Source organism: Ruegeria sp. AG6 (assembly GCF_056541565.1).
In genome coordinates this window covers 22,011-42,724 of the sequence record NZ_JBQFYQ010000001.1, presented here as the reverse complement: position 1 = coordinate 42,724, position 20,714 = coordinate 22,011, and the positions used below count along the sequence as shown (strand labels likewise).

Sequence of the window (20,714 nt, the reverse complement as noted above, 5' to 3'; positions counted from 1 at the left end):
GACCGGAGTATCGCACTTGTCCCTATTCCTTATCGCGGCCCTTCCCTTCCTCGGCGCTGTTTTTCCTGCCCTGCTGATCCGGGCAGGTCGGAACGCAGCCGCCTCCGCCGCCGGGTTAACCACATTCCTGGCCCTGATGGGCCTGTTGATCCATGCCCCTGCGGTGATGCGCGGAGACGTCGTGACCGCCCGGTTCGACTGGATACCGGGGCTGGGGCTGAACGCGAACTTCATGCTGGACGGCCTGGGATTTTTGTTCGCGTTGCTGATCCTCGTCATTGGATTGCTCATCATTCTCTACGCACGGTTCTACCTGTCGCGCGAAGATCCGATGGGGCAGTTCTATACCTACCTGCTGCTGTTTCAGGGGGCGATGGTTGGTATTGTCCTGTCCGACAATATCCTGCTTTTGATTGTTTTCTGGGAGCTTACATCGCTCAGCTCATTCCTGCTGATCGGCTATTGGAAGCACCTTCCCGAAGGTCGGCAGGGCGCGCGCATGGCCTTGGCCGTCACCGGCTCTGGCGGCTTGGCGATGATCGCCGGGATGCTGATCCTCGGCAATATCGTGGGGTCTTACGATCTCAGCGTCATTTTGCAGAACAAAGAACTGATCCAGGCCTCACCCTACTACATGCCTGCGCTGATCCTGATCCTGCTGGGCTGTTTTACCAAGTCGGCGCAGTTCCCGTTTCATTTCTGGCTGCCGCACGCCATGGCCGCGCCGACACCGGTTTCAGCCTATCTGCACTCTGCCACCATGGTGAAAGCGGGCCTGTTCCTGATGGCACGGATGTGGCCGGTTCTGGCTGGCACGGATGCGTGGTTCTATATCGTCGCCACGACGGGGCTGGTCACCATGCTGATTGGCGCGTCTATCGCGTTGTTCAAGGACGACCTTAAGGCGCTGCTGGCGTTTTCGACCGTTTCGCATTTGGGCCTCATCACCATGCTGCTGGGCTTTGGCACAAAGATTGCAGCCGTCGCTGCCGTGTTTCACATCATCAACCATGCAACGTTTAAAGCCGCCTTGTTCATGACCGCCGGGATCGTGGATCACGAAACCGGCACACGCGATATCAAAAGACTGGGTGGCTTGCGCCACCTGATGCCGATCACCTTCACCATTGGCACGATTGCCGCCCTCTCGATGGCCGGGCTGCCGCCTCTGAACGGTTTCCTGTCCAAAGAAATGATGCTTGAGGAAACCGTGCACACCACATGGATGCACTCTCATTACCTGGTGCCGGGGCTGGCGCTGTTGGCTGCGTTGTTCTCGGCCGCGTATTCCTTCCGCTTCGTCAGCCACGTCTTTCTTGGACCTCAGCGGGAAGATTATCCGGCACATCCGCATGATCCGCCCGTAGGGTTGTGGATTGCGCCCGCTTTCCTGGTCGTACTTGTCATTCTGATCGGCCTTTATTCCGCGACCATTGTCGGCCCATTGGTCGCAGTAGTGTCCAGCGCGGTGATCGGCGGCGAGAAGCTTCCGTATTACTCGCTGAAACTCTGGCATGGCTTCACACCGGCGCTTTACATGTCGGTGGTGGCCACGCTGGGCGGTCTATTCCTGCTGGCGTTGCACAGACGAGGTGAGCGGATCTGGAACGCCCTGCCCCGCCCCGAAGCCAAGCAGATCTTTGAAACAAAAATAGAAGCGCTGACCAGGCTGAGCCGCTGGATCACCGATGAGATGCACAACGGGGTCCTCAGCCGCTATGCGATCATCTTTGTCGCCTTTACCGTTGGCCTGGGCTATTATGCGTATTCGACCGGAACCATCGGCATTGAAACCCGCGTTCCGCTGCCGGCTCAGATCATTCCGATCATTGGCTGGATCTGCCTTGTGGGTGCGACGCTGGGCATTATGTGGTTCCACCGGAATCGTCTTTTGTCACTGGTATTGATCGGTGTCGTCGGCCTGATCGTTTCGATTGCCTTCAACTATCTCTCGGCCCCGGACCTTGCCTTGACGCAAATCTCGGTCGAGGTGGTGACAATGATCCTTTTGTTGCTGTCGCTGAACTTCCTGCCGACCGAAACGCCCTGGGACAGTTCAGCGGCGCGGCGCTGGCGGGACGCGGCGATTTCCGTGGTCGCGGGCCTTGGCACCGGTGCGCTGATCTACGCGATGATGATGCGCGATTTCGCGTTCCCGACGATTTCAGAGTTCCATCTGGCCAATTCCTACAAAGGCGGCGGCGGCACCAATGTGGTCAATGTGATCCTCGTCGACTTCCGGGGTTTTGATACCTTTGGCGAGATCATCGTTCTGGGCATCGCCGCGCTGATCATCTTTGCGCTGACGGAATCCGTTCTCGGTACAAATGTCCGCAGTTACCTGCTGAACCGCAAACCGCATTGGCCGCAATCCGGGGATTCGCATCCGCTGATGATGGTTGTGGTCACCCGCGTCATGATGCCGATCGCACTGATGGTCGGGGCGTATATCTTTTTCCGCGGGCACAACCAGCCCGGCGGAGGCTTTATTGCCGGCCTGATCGTCGCCATCGCTTATCTGATGCAATACATGGCCAGCGGCTATACCTGGGCCATCGAGCGGCAGAGGTTCTATTACCACGGCACCATCGGCTGGGGTGTTCTGATCGCTGCGGCAACCGGGTTGGGCGCGTGGTTCAACGAACGCCCCTTCCTGACCAGCGATTTCGGCTACATCAACTGGCCTCCGCTTGAGGAATTCGAATGGGCCACCGCCATGCTGTTTGATACAGGCGTATTCCTGGCGGTTCTGGGTGCGGTCATGCTGGCATTGGACAGCCTGTCCCGCTTTGCGTGGCAACCGGGGATGGCACAGGAATTCCCGATGGATATCAATCCCCTGCGAGACAACCCACCGGAAGAGCAACAAGAGAAGGAGCAGGCTTGATGGAAGCGCTCGTAGCCTCTGCCGTCGGTATCATGACCGCCGCCGGGATCTTCCTGATCCTGCGCCGCCGAACGTTTCCGGTCATTCTGGGCCTGTCTCTGATCACATACGCGGTGAATGTCTTCCTGTTCGCGACCGGACGACTGGCGCTGAACGCGCCTGCGGTTCTGAACAAGTACAAGGACGTGCCCTATACCGACCCACTTCCACAGGCGTTGGTCCTGACGGCCATCGTGATCTCGTTCGGGATGACCGCCGTGATCGTGATGATCTCGCTCAGCGCATACCTGTCCGCCAAGAATGACCATATCGACATGACCGCCCAGGACAGTGTTGACGCGCCGGGAGATGACGCATGAACCACTGGATCGTTGCGCCGATCGTCCTGCCCGCGATTCTGGCCCCTTTCATCATCATGGTCCTGCGATACCATCTGGACTTGCAACGTATCTTCTCGGTCGCGGGTGTCGTGGCTTTGCTTGGGATTGCGCTGACAATCACGGCTCAGGCCTCGGGCGGGGAAATTCAGGTGTACGAGCTTGGCGACTGGCCCGCCCCCTTTGGCATCGTTATGGTGCTGGATCGCATGTCCGCAATGATGGTTCTGCTGACCGCCCTGCTGGCCCTGCCGATCGTGCTTTATGCCATCGCCTCGGGCTGGGATGACCGGGGCAAGCATTTCCACGCGCTGTTTCATTTCCAGCTCATGGGCGTCTGTGGCGCCTTCCTGACCGGCGACGCCTTCAACCTTTTCGTGTTCTTCGAGGTGCTGCTGATCGCGTCTTACGGCCTTATGACCCATGGCGGTGGCGCGGTACGGTTGAAAGCGGGTGTGCAGTATGTGGCGTATAACCTGTTGGGGTCGACCCTGTTTCTGTTTGCCCTTGGCACGATCTATGGCGTGACCGGAACGCTGAACATGGCGGACATCGCCGTGCGCGTTGCGGAGATCCCAGCCGAAGATACCGCATTGTTGCGGGTTGGTGCGGTGTTGTTGCTGCTGGTCTTCTGCATCAAGGCTGCCGTTCTGCCGCTGCACTTCTGGCTGCCCGCCAGCTATGCCAACGCCCCGCTGCCGGTTGCGGCCCTGTTTGCAATCATGACCAAGGTAGGAGCCTATTCGATCCTGCGAATGTACACTCTGGCCTTCGGTCCCGACGTCGAAGTCACGCAGGGTCTGGTTGGCGATTGGTTGCAACCCGCGGCGCTGCTGACGCTTGCCGTCGGTGCCATCGGCATTCTGGGTTCGCAGCATATTGCCCGCATGGTTGCCTTTTGCGCCATCGCGTCCATGGGTACTTTGCTGATCGCGATTTCACAGTTCACGCCCGGCGCGACGGCAGCCGCCCTTTATTACGTGTTCCATTCGACACTTGCGACCGCGTTGCTGTTCCTCATTGCTGACCTGATCATGGAACGGCAGGGAGGGGCCATAGCCCCCAAGCCGCCGATGCCGCAAAGCGGGTTGATTGCCGCCCTGTTCTTTGTCGGCGCCATCGCGATGGCTGGAATGCCGCCGTTGTCCGGCTTTGTTGGCAAGCTTTTGGTTCTGGACGCTTCGCGTGATGCATCCGATGCCACCTCGGTCTGGGCCGTTATCCTGATTGGATCATTCGTCACCATCGTCGGGCTGGCCCGTGCCGGGACGCTGATCTTCTGGAAAAGCTACGACGCTGAGGTTGTCACAACCGATGAAACCGCCGAAGGCGAAAACGCGTCTGCCGCCGCCGCCCCCGAACCGCAACCCGGCCTTGCTTTTACGGCTGTGTTCGGGGCCGTGGCAGGTCTGGTCCTGCTGACCCTGTTTGCGGGTCCGGCCCTGGAGTACACGAGCAAAACCGCAGAGCAGTTGTTTACCCCTGAAAACTACATTTCTGCCGTCTTGGGAAGGGAAGAGTGATGAAACTGCTGCGCCGAATTTTCCCGCACCCTCACCTGACGATTTTGCTGACGCTTGTCTGGATTCTGCTGGCGAACAAGCCTTCGCTGAATTCTTTGATCTTTGGCCTGATCCTCGGGATCATCATTCCATTCGTCACACAACCCTACTGGCCGGATCGTCCCAAACTTCGCAATTGGCCAATGGTTGTGGAATACATGCTGGTGGTGCTTTGGGATATCGTGGTTGCGAACGTGACGGTGGCCCGGATCATCCTGTTCAAACGCAATGACAACCGCCAGCCCAACTGGGTCTGTGTCCCGCTTGAGCTGCGCACACCCGAAGCGATCACGGTTCTTGCGGGCACCATCACGATGACTCCGGGCACCGTCAGTTGTGATTTGTCAGCTCAGGGGCATAATCTGCTGGTGCACTGTCTTGATGCCCCCGACCCCGAGGCCGTGCGGGACCAGATCAAACAGCGCTATGAACGTCGCCTGAAGGAGATTTTCGAATGATCGACTACGCGATTTATTTTGCATTTGCCTGTTTCGGTGCGGCGATCATGATGTGTCTGTGGCGTATCATCACCGCTGACGGGGTCGGCACCCGGGTTCTGGCCTTGGACACTATGGTAATCAACACAATCGCCCTGATGATCCTATATGGGTTGGATCAGGGGACCGAGATCTTTTTCGAGGCCGCCATGATCATTGCCATGCTCGGTTTTGTTTCCACCGTGGCCTATGCGCGCTTCATGTTGCGCGGCAACATTATCGAATGAGGGCGGGATGACATTCATCGTGGAACTGCTGATCGCCTTTTTCCTGATCGTCTCGGGTATCTTCGGCTTTGTCGGGTCTTTTGGCATGATCAAGCTGAATGACCCAATGTCCCGCCTGCACGCCCCGACCAAGGCAACGACCTTGGGGGTGGGCGGCGTGCTTCTGGCTTCGATCGTGCATTCTGTTCTTCTGGAAGGAAAGCTGTCCCTGCACGAGCTGCTGATCACTCTGTTCCTGTTCCTGACCGCTCCGATCACGGCCCTGTTCATTGCAAAATGGCACATACACCGGCATGAAAAACCCGAAGACCTGCCGGATGCCGGCGAGGATGAACTTTGGGCCACCCACGCCGTCGAGCAGGTCGAAGACGTTCCGGATCATAGCGCGAATTGAAACCGATGCATATTCCTCCGCTGCCCCTGACCCGCGATCTGGTTCTTGTTGGCGGAGGCCACACCCACGCGCTGCTGCTGCGCAAATGGGGGATGGACCCGTTGCCCGGGGCGCGTGTGACCGTGATAAACCCCGGCCCGACGGCCCCGTATTCCGGAATGCTGCCAGGCTATGTCGCCGGGCATTATGACCGGTGGCGGCTGGACATCGATCTGGTCAGACTGGCCCGCTTCGCAGGCGCACGCGTCATTCTGGGCGCGGTCGATGGAATCGATACCGAACGTCAGGAAATCCATGTTCCCGGGCGTCCTCCGGTGGGTTTCGATGTGGCATCGATCAATGTTGGGATCACTTCGGAGATGCCCGCAATGCCCGGCTTTGCGGAACATGCCGTACCGGCCAAACCATTGGGACCATTCGCGGCAGAATGGGCTGCTTATCTGGCGGGCAACGGCCCTGCCTCGGTCGTCGTGATCGGCGGTGGAATCGCCGGGGTTGAACTGGTCATGGCGATGGCTCATGCGCTCAGGGCCAAGGGTCGGTCAGCGCAGGTTACGCTGATCGACAATGCCTTTGCCCTGACGGCCACCAAACCCAAAGCGGCAGAGACGATCCGCCGTGCGATGCAGGATCTTGGTGTAGAGGTGATCGAAAACGCCGCGATCAGCCGGATCGCTTCGGATCACGTCGCATTGCGGGATGGGCGCAAGATCCCGGCCGGTTTCGTGACTGGTGCGGCCGGAGCCCGCCCCTATGGCTGGATCGAAAAGACCGGGCTGGACATTGAGGATGGCTTCCTCCGGGTAAACAGCTACCTGCAATCCAGCGATCCCGTGGTTTTTGCCGCCGGTGATTGCGCCCATCTTACGGACAATCCCAGACCCAAAGCCGGTGTTTATGCAGTGCGCGAAGCACCGGTTCTGTTCGACAATCTGCGCGCGGCGCTGGGGGCTGGACGGATGCGCAAGTACATCCCGCAGAAAGATTACCTGAAGCTGATTTCGCTGGGCGGCAAATCAGCGCTGGGCGAGCGGTTGGGGTTGTCCCACAGCGGAGCGATGATGTGGAAATGGAAGAACCACATCGACCAAACTTTCATGAACAAGTTCCGGGACCTGCCGCAGATGAAGCCCCCCGCGCTGCCGCGCGCACATGCCGCCGGGCTTGTCGAGGCGCTGGGTGAAAAACCGATGTGTGGCGGATGCGGTGCCAAGGTCGGGCGCGGAGCATTGCAGGTGGCGCTGAAATCGCAGCCCGATCCCGTTCGCCCGGATATCATCCCCCTGCCCGGCGACGACGCGGCTCTGCTTCAGACGGGCGGGGTTCGGCAGGTCATGACATCAGATCACCTGCGGGCTTTTACCAATGATCCCGCACTTATGGCGCGCATCGCCGCTGTACATGCCCTGGGGGATGTGTGGGCCATGGGGGCCGCACCTCAGGCTGCCACGGCAACGATCATCCTTCCGCGCATGTCTGCTGCCCTGCAACGCCGTACCATGTCGGAAATCATGTCGATCGCAGGAGACGTCATGCGGGACGCCGGTGCCGATATCGTGGGCGGGCACAGTTCCATGGGTGACGAGATGACAATCGGATTCACACTGACCGGCCTGTGCGACGGCGACCCGATAACACTGGCCGGCGGGCAACCGGGCGACTGTCTAATCCTGACCAAACCCATAGGAAGCGGCGTTCTTATGGCGGCCGAGATGGCAGGCCAGGCCAATGGTGCCTGGGTCGCCGCAGCCTACCGGCACATGGCGCAGCCGCAGGGAAAGGCGGCCCGCATATTGGCCGGGGCCCATGCGATGACCGACGTGACCGGGTTTGGTCTGGCCGGACATCTGCAAGGTATCTGCGACGCTTCCGGATGCGGGGCCACGATGGATCTGGATGCCGTGGAGTTGATGGATGGCGCGCAGGAACTGACGGACCGGGGTGTTCGATCAACCCTTTTTGCAGACAACCGGGCAATAGCACCTGCCCTGCCCCCCGAGGGCAAAGCCGCCCTGATTTTCGACCCGCAGACAGCAGGCGGCCTGCTGGCCGCAGTGGCGGCAAAGGATGCCGATACCGTCCTGGAAGACCTCAGGAACGCCGGATATCCGGCCATGGCAATCGGCGAGCTCACCGATGCACCGGGACTGCGCCTTCAGGACTGATCCAGCAGGGTTTCGATCCGGGTGGCCGCCTCGCTCAGGCCGGCATCGTTCAAAAGGGCGATCTCAATATCGGCCAGAACCTTGACGGAACGGGATCGCCGCGCCTTTGCGTATGCCGGGTCGTAATGCTGCTCCATCAGGGCCTGGGTCAGCACCTGTTTTTGACCTGCTTCGATCAGCTGCATCCAACCATCCACGACCTCGTGCCCGCGATGAAAGCGCAGCGGCGACAACCGGTCCCGCAAACGGTCGCCGTCAGACAGGATGTCGTCGTAGGCCTGAACGAGATAGGCGGCGCGCGCCTCGAGCGGAGCCGTGATGTTCACCCGTGGGGCTGAACACAAAGCGTTCCACAGGCTGGGCGGCAATATCAGGCTGCCGATCTTGGACGATTCCGCTTCGATAACGACCGGGCGCGCCGTATCCATCGCACAAAGCGCCCCTGCCAGGGCCGATTCAAAAGCTTTCTGGCTGGGCTGGCCGCCCGGCCTTTCCCCCAGCAGGGAACCCCGGTGATTGGCCAGTGCTTCGAGGTCAAGAACCTGCACTCCGCGTGACTGCAAAAGTGCCAGCAATTCTGTCTTGGCCGTTCCGGTATAGCCATCCAGCGCCACCAACCGATGGGGCAACGGATCATCGTACAAATAAGCATTCACCAGCCTGCGGTAGGTGCGATAGCCGCCCTCGATTACATCCGCGCGCCAGCCGATTTGTTGCAGCATCCATGTGAACGACCCGGAACGCTGTCCGCCGCGCCAGCAATAGACCAGAGGGCGCCAGCTTCCTTCGTGGTGGCTTAGATGTTGCTCGATGTGGTTGGCCGCATTGCGGAACACCAGAGCGGCCCCGAGTTTACGCGCCAGAAACGGGCTTTCCTGTACATACATGGTCCCGACACGGGCGCGTTCCTCGTTGTTCAGAACCGACAGGTTGATCGCGCCTGGCAGATGATCTTCAGCGAACTCTGCCGGGCTGCGCACATCGATGACCGTGTCAAAACCATGCGCATAAAGCTGTGTCAGATCAGAAAAGGTCAGGGCCATGCCGAAGGTCTAGCTTGCCGCGTTTGCAAAGAAAAGGCCGCACGCCCTCACTCGTGCAAAGGCTTGATCAGATCAGGTCCGCTGGCCCGGTTCGAGTTCACGACCGGATCAACGCGATGAAACGTCAGCACATCCTCTGCCCCCGGCTGCATCAGACGAGCAGCGCCCTTTCCCGCTTCTCCCAACCACAATGACCAATGCTCGGGTTCGAGGATCAGGGGCATCCGGTGATGGATGGTGCCAAGGTTTTCGTTGGCCGCCGTCGTCACGATGGCACAGGTGCTCTGACGGTTTTCATCCACCCCCCAGTCCTGCCAGATCCCCGCAAAGGCAGTGGGGGCGCCGTCCCTGCGATGGATGTACCAGGGCAAGCGCTTTCCCTCGTCCGTCTTGGTCCATTCGTAGAACCCTGTTGCGACAATCAGACAGCGACGCGACCGGCAGGCATCGCGAAAGGCAGGCTTTTCCGCCAAAGTCTCGGCACGGGCGTTGATCAGCAAAGGCCCGGCGGTTTCCGTCTTGTACCAATGCGGCAAAAACCCCCAGCGCAGCGCATCCAGACGCCGACCTGAGTCACCACCCCGAACCACATGCACCTGATTTGTCGGACAAACATTGAAGTTCGGCACGGTTGGCAATGCGTTCGCCGGGCGCGCGGAAAACAGCTGCGCCATCGCGTCATTGGGAAGAGTTATTGCAAACCGTCCGCACATGGGTAATCAACCGACGATACAATCTTGATACTGGCACAGGATCTTACGGGGTCATATGGATAACCAAATAACGCAATCCCTCAAGAGCAAAGCAATGGCCCTTTTGGATGCGGCAAGCTGCCACAGGCGCTGAAAAAGGCCCAGCTGGGTATCAAGAAATTCCCAAAGGACGCTGACTACCAAGCCATCGCCGGTTTCGTTTTGACCGAAATGAAGCAGTACAGGAAATCCATTCCGCATTTCATTGAAGCCTCGCGGATGAAGCCCGATGATCCACAATTTGCCGAGAATCTGGCTAACGCCTTGATGCAAACAGGGCAAATTGTGCAGGCATTGACCTACGCAGAGAAAAAGATTGAACGATTTCCAAACAATCGGGAACTCACCAGAGTCATCGACGAAATTCAGCGCCAAGGGGAAAACTGGCGATCCATCATCCAGTTCACAACACACAAACTGGCGTCAGATCCGGACAACGCGGAATTGCTTTCAAAGCGTGCCCGCGCCTTCCAAAGCATCGGTTTTGTCGAAGAAAGCACGCGGGATATCCAACGCGCGTACGAGTTGGCACCAAAGAACACAACGATTGCATTGCAAACGGCCATCAATCTGCATCAGGCCGGTGACAGAGCCCAAGCGATCAAAGTTCTGCAAAACATACTGGAAACCGATCCCCACAACCCGAATGCCCTGTTGCAATCCGCAATATTGACCGCACCGGAAAACGTGCCGCAGATGATCCCTGCGTTGAACGAGGCCATCGCTCAGACAGATCAACCATTGCAAGAGCTCGAGTTTGCCAAAGCACATCTGATCGAAAAAAGCGAAGGCTTGGCCAAGGCTTTGCCGCAATTTGCAAAGGCAAACGCAATCCAACAGAGTATTCTGCCCTACGACCCCGAAATCGAAGAGAACAAAATATCCGATATTCTGAACCTGTTCCCTGAAGGGTCGCCTGGGGTCAGTGCAGAGCAAAACAGTATGCCGGTACCAATTTTTGTTATCGGTCAGCCGCGATCCGGAACCACTTTGATGGAGATGATGCTGAGCTCTGCGCCCGGTATCGCCGGTTGCGGCGAGCTAATGCTGATGACCGACCTTTCCGCCAAGTTTTATTCGTCTGGCACGTCACTCGATTCAGAAGCCGCGAAGGCGATTGCCCAAAGCTACCTGGACCAGATGCCTGGGATTCCGGCGGATTCAATCGCCTTTGTCGACAAGATGCCGCACAACTATCAAAATGTCGGCTTCATTCTTGCGGCCTTCCCGAATGCCCGGATCATCAACATGTTGCGGGATCCACGCGATGTCGGTTTGTCAAAATGGATCCAGCGGTTCCTAGCAGATGGCATGAACGACACATCCAACCTTGAAGCGATCGCGCATACCGCAAATCTGTATCGCCGTTACATGTCTCATTGGGATAAGCTGTTCGGAAACCGCATTCTGACAATGCCCTATGAAGAACTGGTGGCGGACCCCCTGACCCACAGCCAGCGCGTTGCCGAGTTTTGCGGTATTGAGTGGTGCCAATCCATGGTACATCCCGAAAAGAACACCAGACAGGTGCGAACGGCCAGCGTGGATCAGGTGCGCAACAAGATCTCGACCAAGTCAATCGGACGCTGGCGCGAGGTCGCGGATCAGATCAAACCGATGCTGGATGGCTTTGACCCGGAATTTTGGCCGGAATACGATTTCAGTTGATCCGCAATAATAAAAAAGCCGCATCATGATGACGCGGCTTTTGTTCTTTTCAAAAACAAAGTCACTTCTGCTGGATGCGTCCGTCGACATAAGGCTGGTACGGCGCGTTTTCGGCCAGATATTCCGCGGTTACATCCGCAAGATCCGGACCGAAGTCATAGGCGTTCTTGTTATCGCCTTCGAACATTGAATACCCGTCGCCGCCATTGCGGACGTAGTTGTTGGTTACTGCCAGGTAAGTTTTGTTCGGGTCGATCGGAACGAACCCATCACCCTCGGCGACCATCACATCAATGATACGCCCTTCGTTCGGCGCTACGCTGGGATCCCAGGTAAAGCGCAGGCCTGCCACTTGCGGGAACCGGCCCTTGACCTCTTCCACCTGGCTTACGCCGTTTTCCAGCGCGTCAATAACGGTCTGCCCGGTGATCTCAAAAGTGGACAGCGTGTTCTGGAACGGCAGCACGGTCAGCACTTCGCCCATGGTCACGTCTCCGGGGTCGATAGACGCCCGCAAACCACCCGAGTTCGCGATGGCAATCTGAACGCCCTGATCGGCAACCCGCGCCAGCATCGCATCGGCAACAAGATTGCCCATCTGGCATTCCTGTACGCGACATACAGAGCGATCCCCCTCGATGGCCTCGGCCGCGCTGGCGACAACCTTGTTTCGGATTTCATCCAGAGGCTGAGCAAGTTCCGCGATTCGATCCAATGCGGCCTGATCCTCGGTCACGGTGTTGTCCATGATCAAGGGTTCACCAACCGCTTCGACCACATTGCCGTCATCATCAAACGTGACGTTCAGTTCGCCCAGAAACTTGCCGTAGGCATAGGCTTGAACGATCTGCACACCGTTGACCACCGTCGGATAAGGGCCCACGGCCTTGTCCGATGCATTCGAAAGATAGGTGTTCGAATGGCCGCCAACGATCACGTCGACGCCGCTTGTCTCAGCCGCGACACGCTGATCGACGCCATAGCCCGAATGGCTGAGTACGATGATCTTGTTGACGCCTTCGCCCGTCAGCTTGTCGACCTCGGCCTGAACCGCGGGCACCGGGTCTGAAAAGGTCACGTTGGGACCGGGCGACGCAAGTTCGTGCGTATCGATCGGCGTCAGCCCGATCAGGCCAATCTTTTCGCCCCCCACCTCGATCACGGTGGATTTCTTGATGTGGTCAGTCAGAAGTTCTTCGTCGCGAACATCGGCATTGGACATCAGGACCGGGAAATCAACCGAGTCGATAAAGCCACGCAACACTTCCGGGCCGTCGTCAAACTCGTGATTGCCCACGGTCATGGCATCATAGCCCAGCTTGTTCATGAACTCGGCAGCGACCTTGCCCTTGTAGTACGTGTAGAAAAGAGACCCCTGAAACTGATCGCCGCCATCCACCAAAATCGAATTGTCGGCACGTTCACGTGCGTCTTTCACGGCTGTGACCAGGCGCGCCGATCCACCAAAGCACTTCCCTTCGGCATTGTCTTCCGCATCGCATCCGCTGTCGTATTTGTTGATCGGCTCGAAACGAGCATGAAAATCGTTGGTGTGCAAAATTGTCAACTTGTAGTCGGCTGCCGCAACTCCGGCGGTCAGGCTCAGAACCGCGACTGAAGTCAAAATTCGGGTCTGCATTATGGTACTCCCAGTTATTATTTGTGGTGATCGTGCGCGCATGACGGCAGAGAGTCAAAGAAGAAATCCGACTTGATTCCATCTTCCGCGCGGGGCATCAGGTCCGTATGCTGATTTACAAGATTTTCCGAGCCGAAGAGTGGGCCACCTTGCAGAACCAAGGTGCCTCGGACGGTGCTCCGATCGACGTCGCTGACGGGTTTGTCCACTTTTCCACCGCTGAACAAGCCGCTGAAACAGCAGCCAAACATTTTGCCGGTGTCGATGGTCTGGTTTTGCTGGCCTGTGACGCAGATGCGATGGGCGACGACCTGAAATGGGAGGTCTCGCGCGGCGGTGCCCTGTTCCCGCATCTCTATCGCCAGATCCGGATGAGCGATGTTGTCTGGTCACGCCCTCTGCCGTTTGACGGCACCGCGCACCAGTTCCCAAAGGATATGTCATGACATCCTATATTGACCCGGACCGCGACCAGTTCGAGGCCTTCAAGGCATTGGATCGGGACAAGCCGATCGAAATGCTCAACCTGGTGAACTTTCGGGCCAAGGCGCAGTACCCACCCGCGCATGAACTGGCGGATGCAGACCTGACCGGAGCGCAAGCCTATCAGAACTACGGGGCTGAAACCGCTGCGATCATTGAACGTATCGGGGCGCGCATCCTCTGGCGTGGGGTGTTTGAATCAACCCTGATTGGCCCGGCGGACGAGGTGTGGGATGCCGTTTTCATTGCCCGCTATCCGACGGCACATGCATTTTTGGAAATGGTCACCGACCCGGCCTATCAGGCGGCGGTGATCCACCGTCAGGCGGCGGTGGAAACGTCGCGCCTGATCCGATGCGGTTCTGGTGAAGCCGGGGCGACATTCGGATGAAACTGATAGAAAAACTGGGCCTTGCCGCCCTGCACCGCATGGACCCCGAGACCGCCCACGGGATGTCGATCAGGGCGTTGAAGGCTGGGCTTGCACCCGCACCCGGGGCGGTAACGACGCCGCGCCTGAAAACGGTCGTTGCCGGGCTGACCTTGCCGAACCCGGTTGGGCTGGCCGCCGGGTTCGACAAGAATGGTGAGGTTTTGGCCCCGCTGTCCCGCGCCGGGTTCGGTTTTGTCGAGGTCGGGGCGGTCACGCCGCGCCCGCAACCGGGAAACCCCAAACCCCGCCTGTTTCGCCTGACCGAGGACAAGGCAGCCATCAACCGCTTTGGCTTCAACAATGAAGGCATGGAGGTGATGGCCAAACGGCTGGCAGACCGCCCCAAAGACGCGGTCATCGGCCTGAATCTGGGGGCCAACAAGGACAGCGAAGACCGTGCCGGAGATTTTGTCAAAGTGCTGGCCCATTGTGCCGAACACCTAGATTTTGCAACCGTCAACGTGTCATCCCCGAATACGGAGAAGCTGCGGGATTTGCAGGGCAAAGCCGCTCTCACCGCGTTGTTGAGCGGTGTGATCGAGACACGTGACGCGCTGCCGCGCCCGCTGCCGATCTTCCTGAAAATCGCTCCGGATCTCACCGAGGCGGAATTGCAGGACATTGCCGAGGTCGCACGCGAAACCGGGGTGGACGCTGTGATCGCCACCAATACCACCTTGTCCCGCGACGGGTTGCGCAGCGCGCAGAAAAACGAAAGTGGTGGTTTGTCGGGCGCCCCGCTGTTTGAAAAGTCGACCCGCGTACTGGCTCGGCTGAGCAAACTGACGGACGGGGATATCCCCCTGATCGGCGTGGGCGGCATCGGCACTGCCGAGCAAGCCTATGCCAAGATCTGTGCCGGGGCATCGGCCGTGCAGTTCTATACCGCAATGGTGTATGGCGGCATTTCCCTGGCGGCCGACATCGCCAAAGGGCTGGATGACTTGCTGGCGCGTGACGGTTTTGACACTGTATCGCAAGCCGTCGGCAGCAAACGAGAGGATTGGCTGTGATCGAATACTGGCACAACCCCCGCTGTTCCAAATCCCGCGTCGGTCTGGCGCTTTTGGAAGAAAACGGTGCGCAGATCTGCGTTCGAAAGTACCTGGAAGACGCGCCGTCAATCGACGAGTTGCGCGCTGCACAATCCGCCCTTGGGCTGTCGCCGATCGAAATGATGCGCACAGGAGAAAAACGGTTCAAGGAACTGGGGCTGGCCAAAACCTCGCCCGACGAACACCTGATCCGTGCCATGGCCGAAAACCCGATCCTGATCGAGCGCCCTCTTGCAATTGCCGGAGACAAAGCCGCCATCGGACGCCCGCCGGAAAATCTGTTGACGTTGCTCTAGGCCACCTGGGCTTCAAGCTTGGGATAGCGCCAACCCATTGTCACACCACGTGCGATATTGAGAACCATCAGCGCCGCCCACAGGCCGTGATTGCCGAAGACAGGCACCAGCATGAACAAAGCGACCACATAGATCGCCACCGACTGAATCATCGCGTTTCGCATAGCGCGGGTCCAGGTGGCGCCGATGTAGATACCGTCGAACATCCAGCTTGCCACCCCGATCACCGGAGCGATCGCGGCCCAGAACAGGTATTCGCGCCCGGCTTCACGCACCTGTGGTGAAGTTGACATCAGGTCGATCAGTGCCGGTCCGGCAACGAAGAAAACCGCCGCCAGCAACAGCGCCCCCCCGACACCCCATTGCGAGGCCATGACAGAGGCGCGACGCACCTGATACCTGTCTCTGGCACCGACTGCGCCTCCGACCAGCGCTTCGGCGGAAAAGGCAAACCCATCAAGCGCAAAGGCGGTGATTTCAAGAAATTGCAGCAAAACTTGATTGGCCGCCAGATTCACGTCACCCAGATCCGAACCAACAAAAAGGAATGTCGTGAACGATCCGGTCAACAGAACCGAGCGCAGCATGATATCACCGTTGACCTGCAACATACGCCGCAGCCGGGCGGCATCGAAAACCCGAGCCCAATCGCGCCAGATTCCATCTGCGAACCCATCCCGGCAAAGCCACAACCCCAAAGCCAATCCGGTCCATTCTGCAATCAGGGTGGCAATGGCAACCCCTTCGACCCCCCAGCCAAGGCCCAAAACGAACCACAGGTCTAAACCGATATTCAACCCGTTCATCCAGACCTGAAGGATGAACACGCCGCGCGTACGTTCGACGGCGATCAGCCAGCCGGTAACGGCATATAACGCGATGGTGGCGGGCGCCCCCCAGATGCGGATTTCCAGATAGGATCGGGTCAGGGCTTCGACTTCGGGGCTTGCCGGGGAAAGCGCGAACGCACCCGCAAACACGGCCACCTGCGCAAGGATAAAGAACAGCCCTGCCGCGCCTCCCAGGATCAGGCCGCGCATCAGCAGCGCCCGGGTTTCGACGGTATCGCCTGCCCCGCGTGCCTGCGCCGCCATCCCGGTCGTACCCATCCGCAGGAAACCGAAGATCCAATAGACTGTGGACAGGATCACAGCCCCGATGCCGACCGCCCCGATCGGGGCCGCCTCGCCCATCTGACCGACAACGCCCGTATCCACCGCACCCAGTATCGGCACGGTGGCATTCGACAGAACTATGGGCACCGCGATCTTCAGCACCCGCCTGTGCGTGATGGGCGCCGAGGTGTCCTGCACGGTCAGCTCTTATCTCTGGGAGGTTGCGGCATCAGGAAATGTCCGGAAGCCTGCGCAAACAGTTTCGCATGGTTATCCTGCCAGGCTTCGACCCGGACCGAGGCATACCGCCGCCCGGATCTGCTGATGAAGGCCCGTGCATATGCGTCCCGTGGAAGGCCCGAGCGCAGATAGTCGACGGTAAAGTCGATGGTCTTGGGAAAGCGGATATTCGGGTCGGTCACAATCGCCTCTCCGTCGATCTCGCCACTTTCGATACGTGGGAACATATGTTCCCAACTTAGGGTGATGACAGCGGTCACTTCGAGGAATGCCGCGGTTACACCGCCGTGAATCGCAGGCAGAAACGGGTTGCCGATCAACTTGTCGTCGAAGTTCAGAACACCGGTCAGTTCGTCCCCGCGCCGGTCGAAGCTGATATTGAGAAAGCGGATATACGGGACGCCGTCAACCAGCGCTCGCAACGCTGCATCGCGTCGCTGCTTGACCACCTGCATTGGTTCGGGACGAGGTCTCGCCATGTTATTTCCCCTCAACCGTAAAGGACCCCGAGGCCGTGGCCACCGGCAGGTCTTTGTCCTGGTCCATAGCCGTCGCGCGTACAAACGCCACGTTTCGCGTGATGTGATAGCAGACGGCGTGCGCTGTAACCGTCTGACCCGGTGTCGCCGCGCGCATGTAGTCAATGCGCAGATCAATCGTGGCTGTCCCGCCGGGGGCCGACGGGTGGCTCATCACGGCAGCACCGCAGCACGTGTCCAGAATTGTGGAAATCGCCCCACCGTGAATTACCCCTGTGCGCGGATCACCGATCAGATCCTCATTGTAGGGCAACGTGATCTCTGCCTCGCCCTCGCCGATCTGCGTGAGCTTGAGGTTCAATGCCCGCGCATGGGGGATCGCCTCGATAAACTGGCGGGCTAAAACTGTCTTGTCGACCATAGGTTTACGTCCTGTTCTCTGCCCCTCCTTTATGAGCCGCTGTTTCCGCAAAGGGCAAGCCCACCTGTTGCGCTTGGGATCGGGACCGCCTAGGTTGCTGACAAGGAGATCGGGAATGTCCAACAACCGTTTGTCATTCAAAGAGATGTGCGCCGAGTTCGACGTGACCCCGCGCACTCTGCGCTATTACGAATACATCGAGCTTTTGCAACCGGACCGTGAAGGTCGGTCTCGGTTTTACGGCCCGCGCGAATGCGCGCGGATGAAGCTGATCATGCGCGGCCGCAAGTTCGGATTCCCCCTGGAAGAGATCCGCCAATGGCTTTTGATCTACGAAGATCAGGGCAATGAGGCGCAGATGGCCACTTTTGTCGAAATGGCAGATCGTCAGATGAACGAGCTTCAGCAGCAGCGCCAGCAACTGGACGAAGCCATGGACGAGCTCAAGCGTCTGCGCGACCAGACGGCCAAGTCCTTGGGATAGCCGCCCCCAATCCGAAAATTCGAGTTGATCACCCTGAATCTGCGCAAACAGATGCGCGGTGTTTCCTCAATTGCGCCAGATTTGGCGGGAAATTCCGCATGACGCTACGGAAAGAAAATTGCGTCAGACCGTGCTTACGTGACCGGATGTTACGTCAACTTTGAAATGACGCAGCGTCTGGATTACGTAAACGTCACTCTCGTGTTGTAAAGCGCGTACCAACTGCGCAACTCATATCTCATGACGCCAGTGACGAGAGTATGACGAATGACCGAAGATGTGATGACCATCCGTGAGATGTGCGAGACCTATGATGTCACGCCACGCACCTTGCGGTTCTATGAGGCCAAGGAACTTCTGTTCCCGATCCGTGAAGGCCAGAAACGTCTGTTCACCAAGCGTGATCGGGCGCGGCTCAAACTGATCCTGCGCGGCAAACGATTTGGGTTCAGCCTGGAAGAAATTCGGCAATTGCTGGATTTGTACCATGTCGGCGACCAGCAGGTCACACAGATGACCCGCACCTATGAAATCGCGTGCGAGCGTCTGGAGGACATGGAAGCGCGCCGCGAAGAGCTGACGCAGGCCATCGACGATCTGAAAGAGCAGTTGCGCTGGGGCGAGAAAGTCATCGCCTCGATGAAACAGGAAAAGAAGGCAGCCGAGTAACCTCGACCTGTCATCCGGACATATGAATTAAGGGAGCTTCACATGCCCGTTTACAACGCGCCAACCAAAGACATGCAGTTCATCCTGCACGACGTACTGCATGTCTCGCAGTCGGACATACCCGGCTATAACGAACTGGAAGCCGAGTTTACCGGCGCGGTTCTGGAAGAAGCTGGCAAAGTTGCCACCAATGTTCTGCATCCGCTGAACGTGGTTGGCGACACCGAAGGGTGCCGGTTGGAAAACGGTATTGTGTACACCCCGACCGGGTTCAAGGAAGCCTTCGAGCAGATGAAGGAAGGCGGCTGGACTGGCCTCGACATGCCGGAAGAGTATGGCGGCCAAAACATGCCCTATGTGCTGGGCACTGCTGTGGGTGAGATGTTCTCGGGCTCTAACCAGGCCTTCACCATGTACCAGGGCCTGACGCACGGCGCGGCCTCGGCGATTCTGGCGCACGGAACGGACGAGCAGAAGAACAAGTACCTGCCCAAAATGGTCAGCTGTGAATGGACCGGTACCATGAACCTGACCGAACCGCATTGCGGCACCGATCTGGGCCTGATGCGCACCAAAGCGGAACCGCAGGGCGACGGCAGCTACAAAATCTCGGGCCAGAAGATCTTTATCTCGGCTGGCGATCACGACATGGCCGACAACATCATCCATCTGGTGTTGGCGAAGATTCCGGGCGGCCCCGAGGGTATCAAAGGCGTATCGCTGTTCATCGTCCCCAAGTTCATCGTCAACGAAGACGGCTCTTTGGGCGAACGCAACGGCGTCTCGGTCGGCAAGATCGAAGAGAAAATGGGCATCCACGGCAACTCGACCTGCGTCATGAACTATGACGAAGCCACCGGCTGGCTGCTGGGCGAAGAGCACAAGGGCATGCGCGCCATGTTCACCATGATGAACGAAGCGCGTCTGGGTGTGGGTATGCAGGGCCTGTCGCAGGCCGAAGCGGCGTATCAGAACGCTCTGGAATACGCCAAAGACCGCCTGCAGGGCCGCGATGTAACCGGTGTAAAGAACCCCGATGGCCCGGCTGATCCGCTGATCGTTCACCCTGACATCCGTCGCAATCTGATGGATCAGAAAAGCTTCACCGAAGGCGCACGCGCGTTCATCCTTTGGGGCGCGACCATGATCGACAAGGCGCACCGGTCGGGTGACAAGGATGCGGACGGGCTGATCTCGCTGCTGACCCCGGTCATCAAGGGCTTCCTGACGGATGAAGGTTACGACATGACCGTTCAGGCGCAGCAAGTCTATGGCGGGCACGGCTACATCGAGGAATGGGGCATGTCGCAATATACCCGCGATGCGCGGATCGCCATGATCTATGAAGGCGCCAACGGCGTACAGGCGTTGGACCTTGTTGGCCGCAAACTGGCGCAGGATGGCGGTAAGCACGTCATGGCCTTCTTCGACATGGTCAAAACCTTCTGCAAGGAAAACTCAGGCCAGAACGAGGCTTATGACAAAGCCTTCATCGAACCGCTGAAGGCTGCGTCCAAGGATCTGCAGGCGGCTGGTATGTATTTCATGCAGGAAGGCATGAAAAATCCGAACAACGCGCTGTCCGGTTCCTATGACTTCATGCACATGTTCGGTCATGTCTGCCTGGGCCTGATGTGGGCCCGTATGGCCAAGGCCGCACAAGAAGCGCTGGACAGTGGCACGTCGGACAAAGAGTTCTACGAGACCAAGATCGACACCGGCCGCTTCTACATGGCCCGCCGTCTGCCCGCCACGGCGTTGCATCTGTCGCGCATTCAAACTGGCGCAGATACGGTCATGGCGCTGGAGGCTGCAAACTTCTGATCTT

General features: G+C 58.6%; 21 protein-coding genes. 15 read left to right on the top strand and 6 right to left on the bottom strand.

Translation table 11 applies throughout. The features are described from left to right. Positions 1 to 16 precede the first annotated feature (16 nt). Genes ACR0I0_RS00200 through selD form a run of 7 tightly spaced genes read left to right on the top strand, consistent with a single transcriptional unit; the run spans position 17 to position 8,109 of the window. On the top strand, positions 17 to 2,887 hold the full coding sequence (locus ACR0I0_RS00200; protein WP_480489738.1) for a monovalent cation/H+ antiporter subunit A: 2,871 nt from the start codon (positions 17 to 19) through the stop codon (positions 2,885 to 2,887). Continuing rightward, positions 2,887 to 3,246: a Na+/H+ antiporter subunit C gene (locus ACR0I0_RS00195; protein WP_171633661.1), complete on the top strand. Its 360-nt coding sequence runs from the start codon at positions 2,887 to 2,889 to the stop codon at positions 3,244 to 3,246. The genes ACR0I0_RS00200 and ACR0I0_RS00195 overlap by 1 nt, the downstream gene beginning before the upstream one ends. Beyond that, positions 3,243 to 4,787, top strand: coding sequence for a monovalent cation/H+ antiporter subunit D (locus tag ACR0I0_RS00190; RefSeq protein WP_480489736.1), 1,545 nt, complete (start codon positions 3,243 to 3,245; stop codon positions 4,785 to 4,787). Before ACR0I0_RS00195 ends, ACR0I0_RS00190 begins: the two co-directional genes overlap by 4 nt. After that, the gene (locus tag ACR0I0_RS00185) at positions 4,787 to 5,284 is read left to right on the top strand and encodes a Na+/H+ antiporter subunit E (protein WP_171633666.1); all 498 of its coding nucleotides are present in this window, start codon (positions 4,787 to 4,789) and stop codon (positions 5,282 to 5,284) included. Before ACR0I0_RS00190 ends, ACR0I0_RS00185 begins: the two co-directional genes overlap by 1 nt. After that, entirely contained in the window at positions 5,281 to 5,550 is a 270-nt protein-coding gene (locus ACR0I0_RS00180) for a K+/H+ antiporter subunit F (RefSeq protein WP_152457439.1), read from the top strand. The genes ACR0I0_RS00185 and ACR0I0_RS00180 overlap by 4 nt, the downstream gene beginning before the upstream one ends. A gap of 7 nt (positions 5,551 to 5,557) precedes the next feature. Further along, on the top strand, positions 5,558 to 5,944 hold the full coding sequence (locus ACR0I0_RS00175; protein ID WP_171633669.1) for a Na+/H+ antiporter subunit G: 387 nt from the start codon (positions 5,558 to 5,560) through the stop codon (positions 5,942 to 5,944). Positions 5,945 to 5,949: 5 nt separating this feature from the next. Then, a complete protein-coding gene (selD, locus tag ACR0I0_RS00170; protein WP_480489733.1) occupies positions 5,950 to 8,109 on the top strand; it encodes a selenide, water dikinase SelD in 2,160 nt (719 codons plus the stop codon). Here the strand turns inward: selD and mnmH are convergent. Both mnmH and ACR0I0_RS00160 read right to left on the bottom strand, forming a co-directional pair. Then, positions 8,100 to 9,152, bottom strand: a complete 1,053-nt coding sequence (mnmH, locus tag ACR0I0_RS00165) for a tRNA 2-selenouridine(34) synthase MnmH (protein WP_480489732.1) — start codon at positions 9,150 to 9,152, stop codon at positions 8,100 to 8,102. The genes selD and mnmH overlap by 10 nt on opposite strands. Positions 9,153 to 9,199: 47 nt before the next feature. Further along, positions 9,200 to 9,865, bottom strand: coding sequence for an SOS response-associated peptidase (locus ACR0I0_RS00160; protein ID WP_209547150.1), 666 nt, complete (start codon positions 9,863 to 9,865; stop codon positions 9,200 to 9,202). Positions 9,866 to 10,075: 210 nt separating this feature from the next. Between ACR0I0_RS00160 and ACR0I0_RS00155 the strand changes: the two genes are divergently transcribed. Continuing rightward, positions 10,076 to 11,572, top strand: coding sequence for a tetratricopeptide repeat-containing sulfotransferase family protein (locus tag ACR0I0_RS00155; RefSeq protein ID WP_480490740.1), 1,497 nt, complete (start codon positions 10,076 to 10,078; stop codon positions 11,570 to 11,572). 61 nt (positions 11,573 to 11,633) lie between these two features. Here ACR0I0_RS00155 and ACR0I0_RS00150 read toward each other — a convergent pair whose 3' ends face one another. Further along, the gene (locus ACR0I0_RS00150) at positions 11,634 to 13,211 is read right to left on the bottom strand and encodes a bifunctional metallophosphatase/5'-nucleotidase (protein ID WP_480489730.1); all 1,578 of its coding nucleotides are present in this window, start codon (positions 13,209 to 13,211) and stop codon (positions 11,634 to 11,636) included. A gap of 107 nt (positions 13,212 to 13,318) precedes the next feature. Between ACR0I0_RS00150 and ACR0I0_RS00145 the strand changes: the two genes are divergently transcribed. Genes ACR0I0_RS00145 through arsC form a run of 4 tightly spaced genes read left to right on the top strand, consistent with a single transcriptional unit; the run spans position 13,319 to position 15,478 of the window. Beyond that, positions 13,319 to 13,657, top strand: coding sequence for a DUF952 domain-containing protein (locus ACR0I0_RS00145; RefSeq protein ID WP_171633684.1), 339 nt, complete (start codon positions 13,319 to 13,321; stop codon positions 13,655 to 13,657). Further along, on the top strand, positions 13,654 to 14,085 hold the full coding sequence (locus tag ACR0I0_RS00140) for a DUF1330 domain-containing protein (protein WP_209547141.1): 432 nt from the start codon (positions 13,654 to 13,656) through the stop codon (positions 14,083 to 14,085). Before ACR0I0_RS00145 ends, ACR0I0_RS00140 begins: the two co-directional genes overlap by 4 nt. Beyond that, positions 14,082 to 15,140, top strand: a complete 1,059-nt coding sequence (locus ACR0I0_RS00135; RefSeq protein WP_480489729.1) for a quinone-dependent dihydroorotate dehydrogenase — start codon at positions 14,082 to 14,084, stop codon at positions 15,138 to 15,140. Before ACR0I0_RS00140 ends, ACR0I0_RS00135 begins: the two co-directional genes overlap by 4 nt. Next, complete coding sequence (gene arsC, locus ACR0I0_RS00130; RefSeq protein WP_480489727.1) at positions 15,137 to 15,478, top strand: arsenate reductase (glutaredoxin); 342 nt, start codon at positions 15,137 to 15,139, stop codon at positions 15,476 to 15,478. Before ACR0I0_RS00135 ends, arsC begins: the two co-directional genes overlap by 4 nt. On the opposite strand, the gene ACR0I0_RS00125 is transcribed toward arsC, so the two are convergent. Genes ACR0I0_RS00125 through ACR0I0_RS00115 form a run of 3 tightly spaced genes read right to left on the bottom strand, consistent with a single transcriptional unit; the run spans position 15,475 to position 17,733 of the window. Continuing rightward, positions 15,475 to 16,791 carry an MATE family efflux transporter gene (locus ACR0I0_RS00125; protein ID WP_171723605.1) on the bottom strand — a complete coding sequence of 439 codons (1,317 nt, stop codon included), beginning with the start codon at positions 16,789 to 16,791 and terminating at the stop codon, positions 15,475 to 15,477. The two genes, arsC and ACR0I0_RS00125, sit on opposite strands and share 4 nt — an antisense overlap. A 2-nt stretch (positions 16,792 to 16,793) precedes the next feature. After that, the gene (locus tag ACR0I0_RS00120) at positions 16,794 to 17,312 is read right to left on the bottom strand and encodes a PaaI family thioesterase (RefSeq protein WP_152457427.1); all 519 of its coding nucleotides are present in this window, start codon (positions 17,310 to 17,312) and stop codon (positions 16,794 to 16,796) included. A 1-nt stretch (position 17,313) separates the two neighbouring features. Further along, positions 17,314 to 17,733 (bottom strand): PaaI family thioesterase, encoded by a 420-nt coding sequence (locus ACR0I0_RS00115; protein ID WP_171723606.1) that lies wholly within the window; start codon positions 17,731 to 17,733, stop codon positions 17,314 to 17,316. Between the two features lie 115 nt (positions 17,734 to 17,848). Here ACR0I0_RS00115 and ACR0I0_RS00110 point away from each other — a divergent pair, with 115 nt between their 5' ends. The 3 genes from ACR0I0_RS00110 to ACR0I0_RS00100 all read left to right on the top strand — a co-directional run bounded on the left by ACR0I0_RS00110 (position 17,849) and on the right by ACR0I0_RS00100 (position 20,710). Next, positions 17,849 to 18,217 carry a MerR family transcriptional regulator gene (locus ACR0I0_RS00110; protein ID WP_152457425.1) on the top strand — a complete coding sequence of 123 codons (369 nt, stop codon included), beginning with the start codon at positions 17,849 to 17,851 and terminating at the stop codon, positions 18,215 to 18,217. Between the two features lie 267 nt (positions 18,218 to 18,484). Next, positions 18,485 to 18,886: a MerR family transcriptional regulator gene (locus ACR0I0_RS00105; protein WP_152457424.1), complete on the top strand. Its 402-nt coding sequence runs from the start codon at positions 18,485 to 18,487 to the stop codon at positions 18,884 to 18,886. A gap of 42 nt (positions 18,887 to 18,928) precedes the next feature. After that, positions 18,929 to 20,710: an acyl-CoA dehydrogenase C-terminal domain-containing protein gene (locus ACR0I0_RS00100; RefSeq protein ID WP_480489725.1), complete on the top strand. Its 1,782-nt coding sequence runs from the start codon at positions 18,929 to 18,931 to the stop codon at positions 20,708 to 20,710. The last annotated feature ends 4 nt before the right edge of the window (positions 20,711 to 20,714 follow it).